The 626-nt window shown below is 51.4% G+C and carries 1 protein-coding gene and 1 pseudogene; one reads left to right on the top strand and one right to left on the bottom strand.

What is annotated here, in order from left to right; genetic code table 11:
• Positions 1 to 190 (top strand): annotated as a pseudogene (locus AK963_RS36365) (IS630 family transposase); the annotation flags it as partial.
• Here the strand turns inward: AK963_RS36365 and AK963_RS34300 are convergent.
• The coding region (locus tag AK963_RS34300; protein WP_202969963.1) for a hypothetical protein at positions 180 to 626 on the bottom strand (447 nt) is incomplete at its 5' end. The pseudogene AK963_RS36365 and the gene AK963_RS34300 overlap by 11 nt on opposite strands.

Genomic DNA, 626 nt, shown 5'->3' with positions numbered 1-626 from the left:
ACCATTCGCACCGGAGTTAAACAGCTCAGAAAGGCTATGGGAGTGGATGCGGGAGCATGACTTATCAAACAAAGCATTTTCAGGTTATGAAAATATTGTAGATTGTTGCTGTGAAGCTTGGAATAACCTTTGCAGCGAAGCTGGTCGACTGTTCAGTCTGTGCTCCCGTGATTGGGCAGTTATACAGTAGTTAGAAAATTCAATTGGTATAACGTGACTACGCCACCGCTGTAGTCAATGCTGCCTACCTGCAGGCCTGCGTTGGTTTCGGTGCTGATGTCGGTGAACACCTGGCCATCCCGGTCATAGTAGGTCTGCCCGTTCCAATCAAAGACCACGCTGTTTGGCAGTAAGGTGTCGCTTATTAAGGGCAGCAGGTCGAGGGTCAGCTCGGGCGATGGCAGGGTTTCGCTGTAGGGGGCATGGCTCAGGTTGCTGGCCTGGGCGATAGCGGTGATGCTGCTGCCGTTAAAGGTCTGGGTTCTGGTGGTGTTGGTGGTTTCTACCCGGTAATAAGTGCGACCAGCAACAGAGCGAGAGACATTGCTGTATTCTGTATAGTTGTAATCCTGCAAGGCCAGAACCGTAAAATCCCCGGTCTGGTAATCGATAACGCCGGTTACGCC

The organism is Endozoicomonas atrinae, from assembly GCF_001647025.1.
In the GTDB taxonomy this organism is placed as follows: Bacteria; Pseudomonadota; Gammaproteobacteria; order Pseudomonadales; family Endozoicomonadaceae; genus Endozoicomonas; species Endozoicomonas atrinae.
This window is presented reverse-complemented; position numbering and strand designations above follow the sequence as displayed.